5 protein-coding genes, 1 other RNA gene and 1 pseudogene are annotated in these 7,163 nt (G+C 31.2%); all 7 read right to left on the bottom strand.

The genetic code is table 11. The features are described 5' to 3' along the window. Nucleotides 1-265: 265 nt before the first annotated feature. On the bottom strand, nucleotides 266-604 hold the full coding sequence (locus V4T18_RS17995) for a nucleotide pyrophosphohydrolase (RefSeq protein WP_332651788.1): 339 nt from the start codon (nucleotides 602-604) through the stop codon (nucleotides 266-268). A 1-nt stretch (nucleotide 605) separates the two neighbouring features. Beyond that, the gene (locus V4T18_RS17990) at nucleotides 606-2,243 is read right to left on the bottom strand and encodes a DUF2075 domain-containing protein (protein WP_332651786.1); all 1,638 of its coding nucleotides are present in this window, start codon (nucleotides 2,241-2,243) and stop codon (nucleotides 606-608) included. Next, a pseudogene (locus V4T18_RS17985) lies at nucleotides 2,236-2,466 on the bottom strand (HNH endonuclease); the annotation flags it as partial. The pseudogene V4T18_RS17985 and the gene V4T18_RS17990, both read right to left, overlap by 8 nt. 164 nt (nucleotides 2,467-2,630) lie before the next feature. Then, the gene (locus tag V4T18_RS17980; protein ID WP_332651784.1) at nucleotides 2,631-3,482 is read right to left on the bottom strand and encodes a hypothetical protein; all 852 of its coding nucleotides are present in this window, start codon (nucleotides 3,480-3,482) and stop codon (nucleotides 2,631-2,633) included. A 398-nt stretch (nucleotides 3,483-3,880) separates the two neighbouring features. Beyond that, nucleotides 3,881-5,308, bottom strand: a complete 1,428-nt coding sequence (locus V4T18_RS17975; protein WP_332651782.1) for an RNA-directed DNA polymerase — start codon at nucleotides 5,306-5,308, stop codon at nucleotides 3,881-3,883. Next, nucleotides 5,302-5,904 carry an SLATT domain-containing protein gene (locus V4T18_RS17970; RefSeq protein ID WP_332651780.1) on the bottom strand — a complete coding sequence of 201 codons (603 nt, stop codon included), beginning with the start codon at nucleotides 5,902-5,904 and terminating at the stop codon, nucleotides 5,302-5,304. The genes V4T18_RS17975 and V4T18_RS17970 overlap by 7 nt, the downstream gene beginning before the upstream one ends. Nucleotides 5,905-6,087: 183 nt before the next feature. Further along, nucleotides 6,088-6,443, bottom strand: a transfer-messenger RNA (tmRNA) gene (ssrA, locus tag V4T18_RS17965). Nucleotides 6,444-7,163 lie beyond the last annotated feature (720 nt).

Genomic DNA, 7,163 nt, shown 5'->3' with positions numbered 1-7,163 from the left:
AAATGCAATCTACTTATTTAGGGTGTGAATGTAGTGGCATGTTATTCATGTATTTTGGCGTTATAAGGTGACATGGGTGACGTCTAAACAACTATATATATATTCACGCCCATGTCACGGAAAATAATTAAACAGAGACGATACATATCAAGGGTTTCGTCTTTTTTGAAAGCGTTTGATTCATATATAGGGACGCGAAGTGGAGAGGCCATGCGTCTTGTTTGTTGGATAGTAATTGTTTACTCGTTAATAAGGCAATATTATTTTAAAATGAAGTATACTTAGCTTTATTCGAATAAGATTTTTCAATTGGGTATTTTAAATTATTTTTATTAATTTTATCTACAATGGCCGAAGATATATCAATTCCTGTCTCATTCGCAAACAAAATCGCATAAATCAACACATCCGCCAGTTCATCCTTCATCTTATCCACGTTCTTCTCGACTGCTTCTTCACTTGATTTCCATTGAAATAACTCAAGAAGTTCACTCGCTTCTAATGATAATGACAAAGCCAAATCTTTCGGATTATGGAACTGCTGCCAGTTACGTTCGTCTCGGAATTGCAGAATTTTTTCACGTAGTTGTTCTAACTCACTCATGCTATTCACCTGTTTCCTGATATTCTAGAAGTTTATTACGCAATGCTTCGTTGCTTGCATAAATGTAAAGCCCCTTTATGCCGCGCTTCATCAAGATATTAATAGAATTCAATACGATTTTTTCTTTCGCTTCATTGACATTTTCAATGCCATCCATACCCGTATAAGCACCTTTATCCATATACAAGCTTGTATCAATGACGATTTCACCTTTTGCTGTATCGTATTGAACTGAAGGACCAAGTACAACACCGACATAATTTAAATCAAAGCCTTGAATCGTATAAATAGAACCAGCTTCATGCACTGTTTCAGGTTTTTCAGCCCATGTATACTTCGTGCTTGTTGTGTTCCAAGCTAGTTCATATTCTCCATTCGATTCTGTCACGTAATATGTACCACCATCTTTTTTATGAAGGTAATCGAACGTCGATACAACACGACTTAAACCAAATTCTTTATTCTTCTTTTTAATTTCTTCATGCATCTCTTTCATGGATTCGAATACTGCTAATTCATAGTTTTCATCTTTCGGTAATGGCTTTAGTTGCTTGCGTTTAAAATGGTTGATCCAATTAATCACATCGTCATTAGCTTGCATTCGAAATTGATTAGTTAGTTCATATCTTTCTTTGTACGCACTCTTGCTCTCTAATTCTGTAAGTGTTGCAGCTCCCCATAAGCTTTTTAATTTCAACACTTGATCTTGGTCATAGATGATGACAACCACTTTCGCTAGCTTTAACAATTCCTCTAACTGGTTTTGACCATAGAAGTTATTATATGTATCTGGCTTTGTTAACAGTAAATGGGCTTCATCTACAAAAATAACATCCGCTTTTTTCTCAGCTTTTTGTAATTGATTAATCAAAGGCGTTGGCTTAGCAAAATGCTTTCCTTTTAAATGTTTTACTTGCTTAGCAATCCCTTTATACGTTTTATACATTTCCTCATGATTTACTACTAAATAATTTTCAGTGTCATATAAATTTGATGATTGCTCTGTAGTTCGAGCTTGAATTGTATTGAAAATCGAACTTAAAACAACACTTTTCCCAACACCAGCTTCTCCTTCAATAACAAGTAAGCTCCCATATTCACCGTGCTCTTCCTTAACTCGTTTCTCACAAAACTCTACTACTTTATCTTTTAATTCAATTTGTTCAAGCGATAATTCTTTGAATGGAGATAACTTAAAAATATCTTTGTTTTCAATAACATGAAGCTCATTATTTACTAGCTTTTGCTCATGCAACTTCTTCCAAAGTTCCTCGAAAATCTCCTCGTCGTAAAATGGCTTATTGTAATAATTATGTGTAAAATCATTCGCTGTTTTACTTTTGTTTTGTAGTGTGTATTTTTCATCACCTAAAAAATAATTGATTAATTTCGTTTCCAGATGGAATGTTGCTGAACGATTAAACTGTTCATGATTAATCAGATTTATTCGATCCAAATTTTTACGGTCTTTGATGTGAGCTTTCATACGATTTTTAAAGTAAACCGTCTCACCTATATACGCTTCCTTATTGCCATTTAAAATATAAATGACAGGGTAATTTAAAAACTGCTCTTTATTATTGATCTGATTTAAACTACCATTATCAAATGGCCATGATAAAATCTCTACGCTACTCATTTCCATCATCCTTAATGTTATCATTCAACAACTTGTTCAATTCTTTAATACTTAGCCATGGTATTTTCCTATGTAACATTCGATGGCAATTTGCACAAACCATCGCAATATCTTCTATTTTCGTTTCTTCACCATCTGCCATTTCTGACACTGGCTTTGTATGATGTCCTTCTATGTAATCTTCACCCAGCAGTCCATATGTCTTTTCAAAATTTGAAATACAGGATTACATATCTATAATAAATAGTAGGTCATGTAAGCCCATAAGGCATCTGTGGAGCTGTAGGAACATACATACAATTTCAATAGGAATTCGATGCAGGTCAAAACCCTTGGTATAATAAGATTTTGATCTTTTTCTTTTTTACAAACCCCTCTGTGAACTTATCATCTTAGATGTAACATACCTGAATTATTAAAACTCAAGTCTGTTCCAATATATATAACTAGTTCTAATTCTTCTGTTCTCCGATTTCTCCTTATTTCTCCTATACCACTAAATAAAACTAATCCTGAATTTTCTAAGTATTTTTTTACAATACTAAAATTATTTAAATATGCACCATTAGAAGGTTCTTTTTCAAATGCTTCTTCAAAAACTATATATATTATCTGTTTATTCCATTCTACAGTAAATTTAGCGGTAGGATTTTGAACTTCTACTTTTGTAAGTTGTCCCATTACTAATCTTATATCACCAATATCTGAATTAGATATAGTATCAACAAATCTTTTTGATAAGTTCCTACCTCTTTGTCCTCCACTTTCTTCTTCACGTACATCTCCACCCACTAATGTATTTTTAACATCAGATATTATTTCTTTACCCTCGGTTTTGGGATTCCTTCTATTAGGTCTTGGACGTGGTTTCACTTTTTTAATATTTTCTCTTTCTTCCTCAGTCATTGTCATTATTTTCATTTGTTTAAAAGCATCCCTCATAGCATTCTGTCTTCTATTAAAACTAATATCAACACCAATACTATTTTCGGTACTAATACCCCGATTAATGGGAACCCTATCAAATTCATGAATACATCCTTGAAGATGGTCTTTTTTTTGCCATGTACGAAAATGTGCCTTTTTCCCACCACTATATACTGCTTTTGCAGGACAATTAGGAGTTGGACAATATATTTTCCCTTTATAAATAGCCTCATAGTCGCTCACTGTCATATCAGTGATTCTAACTTCCTTTACTACATCCTCATTAATATATCGAACTGTTGACATTCTCAAATTAACCCCACCTTATACAGAATATTCTTTATATTATTATATTCAATATAAGATTGTACATCAAACTAATAGTCCCATATATTTGAAATTATAATAGGCCGAAATAATTAAATAAAATTATAGTTTCAAGATAGATAATTATTTGATAAGACTGTATATATCGCTCTAAACAATAACCTAAATTCACCATTAACCCAAAATAAAACACACTAACATTAATCAGTACAAACCATGTCCATAGTTTGTGCAACTAATGTTAGTATGTTTCTAGTGAAATATCTTTTCAACTTATTATAAAAAAAGGTTTAGTGGGGACTATAAATAAATTTCTGGATTATTTGGATACTTAAATTAAACAAACCTATATTCCACTCATAATATAGGTTTGTTTAAAAAAATTATATATACGTATTCATAAATAAAACATAATCGGCGTTAATATAAGACATTTTATCAATTAACTCTTGAACATTATTTTGATTTTGTAAAATACAAATGACTGATACTAAGCTTTCCCGATACTTCATTATTTCTTTTTTATAAAGAAAATTAATTAATCTTCTCATTTTTCTCGAATTTTTTCCATATAAATAATTATTAATCATAATAAATAATACGGTAAATTGAGCTGGATTAAAGAAAATAAATTTCCAATTTCTAATTATACTTTTCAACGATTTCTTACCCAATCTTTTCCAATACCCTCTATAAATAATCAAATTCAGCACTTTAGTAGAGTCCTCATTATTAATTGCAATTTTTTCATTTATAAGTCTGGTATATTCCTGAAAATCAATTCCTTTACTAATAGAAATACTTTGTAAAGTTAAAATGAAATCTAAAAAATCATTACTATCTATTACAGACTTCGCTTTATTTTTTATTTTTGTTTCATTCCTATATAATTGGATATCATCAATTGAAATTTCTTCAATTAAATGATCCCTTTCATTATCCTCTGGCGTTAAAAGACAGGTTTTTTGCATATTCAGAATCAAATTATCTCGCCATAAAAAAGTTGCAAGAGTATCTAAAATCTCATTTTTCTCATTCTCTCTAAATTCTCCATTTAATTTCACAAGATACATATCATCCACAAATCTAATTAAATTAATGTTATAGCTTTTTAGGTACTCATTACATTTTTCGTCGAATTCTCTTAAATAGATTTGTGAAAGAAGAGATGACGCAATTGAATTATGGAATTGAGGTAAACTACGAATCTGACAATAATCTAAAAAGATTTCAAGAGTATCGACCAAATTATTTCTATTAGAATGCCCTCTTAGCTTTTTAAGTAAAATTTCAACATCAATAGTGTTAAAAAAATCTTTCAAATCGATTTTCAAAACATATTTTTCTAAATATTGTTGCCTTTTATACCTAAATTTATTATAGCTTTTATTAAAAGTCGAGTTTTCTTTTATTAATTGTTTTCTATTTGTAAATACTAAGTTCCCAGAATAAAATATATCCATATTTTCATTTGAAAAATCCACTTCATTTATAGCATTTCTGTAACCATAGGCAATTTCAAACACTAATTTCGAATAATATAAATAGTATAGAGGGGAAATTAACAACATATTTCTCGGTGTAAAAGAATCACTTTTTAATACAAAATCCTTAGTGATTATTAATTTATTTTTTAATATAAATTCATTTACATCAACATCAATAATTACTTTTAATTCTTCTATACTGTTTGTATTAAACATTTCTCTTAACGCTAACATTTGAGTATTATACTTCTTACTATTACATAAATAGAAAACATATTTGATAGTTAATTCTAAAATATCCATTTTTCTCTCAACTTCTACCATATTAATATCCCTGTTAATATAAGTGGTACCATTATTACAACAATCAAATTAATAAAAATTAAAATTTTATCTGTAGTGTAATCAATTGCTGTAATAAATTTATCTTTCCTAGATTTTCTTTTTTTGTTATCCAAACTATTATGGTTCTCATTACTTTTTAGAATTAATTGGTATTTATTTATTATATGAAAAAATTCTGCCTCTTCTATATCTCCTTGGTCATTAATAATTAATCTTTTTAATTCTAAAATTAAATCTTCAATTTCAAGTTGATGATAATGAGCTTTAAGTGATCTTTCATTATAGTTAAGCTCATTTATATAATACTGTAATAGAATCACATAAATAGAAAATGCTCCTGAAAATAAAGTAAAACTAGTGCTTCCCCAGAACGAATTAATCTCTTCTCCAGCTAATGAAAGTAATACAAATAAAACTGCTTCAAAATTCAAAAAGAAAAATATTATCTTCCATTTTTCACTGTAATAATTTAACCTTTTGCTTAGCTCTATTCTATTCTCTCTTGTTATATTTAAAGAATTTATTTTTTTATTTACCTCTTCTTTTATATCCAAATCTAAATAACATTTTTCCATATTAGCCTCCTAAAACAAATTACAGCAAGACCATTATATACCATATAATAATTCAAGGATATGTAATCTTTATCCTAACTCCCTATTTGAATACCACAGCAAAAAATTGCTAGAAAATATAAAAAAACCGAAACCCTTATATACCAAGGATTTCGGCCTTTTTTGAAATCTAATATTTCTTATGTATGGAGACGGCGGGAGTCGAACCCGCGTCCAGAAGCTCCAATACGCCGGCTTCTACGCGTGTAGTTTGTCTACTTGCAGTTCGCGAGTCCTTATGCCGACAAACAGGCGTCCGGATCGCTAACCTGGAAATCTCTTGCTACTGACTCAGGTGGCACCAGTAACCGTATCCCACTAAAGTTGGGCCCGACGTACTGCACATGGGCGATGCAGAGGCCGAGCGCTTACGAGCTTACGCTGCGAAAGCTAAATTTTGTTGTTTGCCAGTTATTATATAACTTCCGTTGATGACGGAGCCGAGACCTCCGACGCGCGACCAGAGCTTGAACCACCCCTGTCGAATCCGTAACGTCCCCGTATAATATCGGTAGCGCACAAAACGCACCTTATTTCCGGGTTACGAGCTAAGTCGTGTACGGGAAGAACAAGTCGAACTTGTTCTAGTATGAGTGTCGTATGAGTAGACACCCACTGGCAACTTACATAACACATTATAAATCAAGCCCGAGCAAACTTCAAGAGAATCCCCCCTATAGATTGCTGGCGGGAATACCAAATAATTCACATGGGATCGTATTAGCGACTCTCTCATTCTATTCTTCTACAATAATAATTAACCTCAAAGGTAAGCCTGCATTTCTAAATAAAATACACCGTTTCCCTACAAAAATCGAACGTTTTCATTCAATAAGCGATCCTACCGAACATTTCGCGTGATAAAAATGATGGAAATTTACTAAGCAAACAGCTAGCGAATAGAGCAGAAATCGTTGCATTTAAGCTCATTTCTATAGAAAAGTCGTGCTTTCTTCAATAAATCCAGCACTCCCTTGTAAATCCTCTCCACCATTAAAAATAATTATTTGAGAATTCTACCTCTAAAATAATAAACAGCATCAAAATTTTTCGCTATTCATTTCACACAGTGATTTTTAAATCGTTCGAAACGTGATTTGGCAGGATTGATATACAACTTATTTCTTAATAAGTGCCAAATCGGACGAAAAGTCCCTTTTTGACGCTCCCTCTATAAATATTGATATATCAAGGGTTTGACCTGTTTTTATTAGTTCGAA

Origin of the sequence: Lysinibacillus sp. 54212 (assembly GCF_036662795.1) — a bacterium.
GTDB lineage: Bacteria > Bacillota > Bacilli > Bacillales_A > Planococcaceae > Lysinibacillus_B.
Note: the sequence above shows the minus strand (reverse complement) of the source record. Positions and strands in the feature narration are given on the sequence as shown.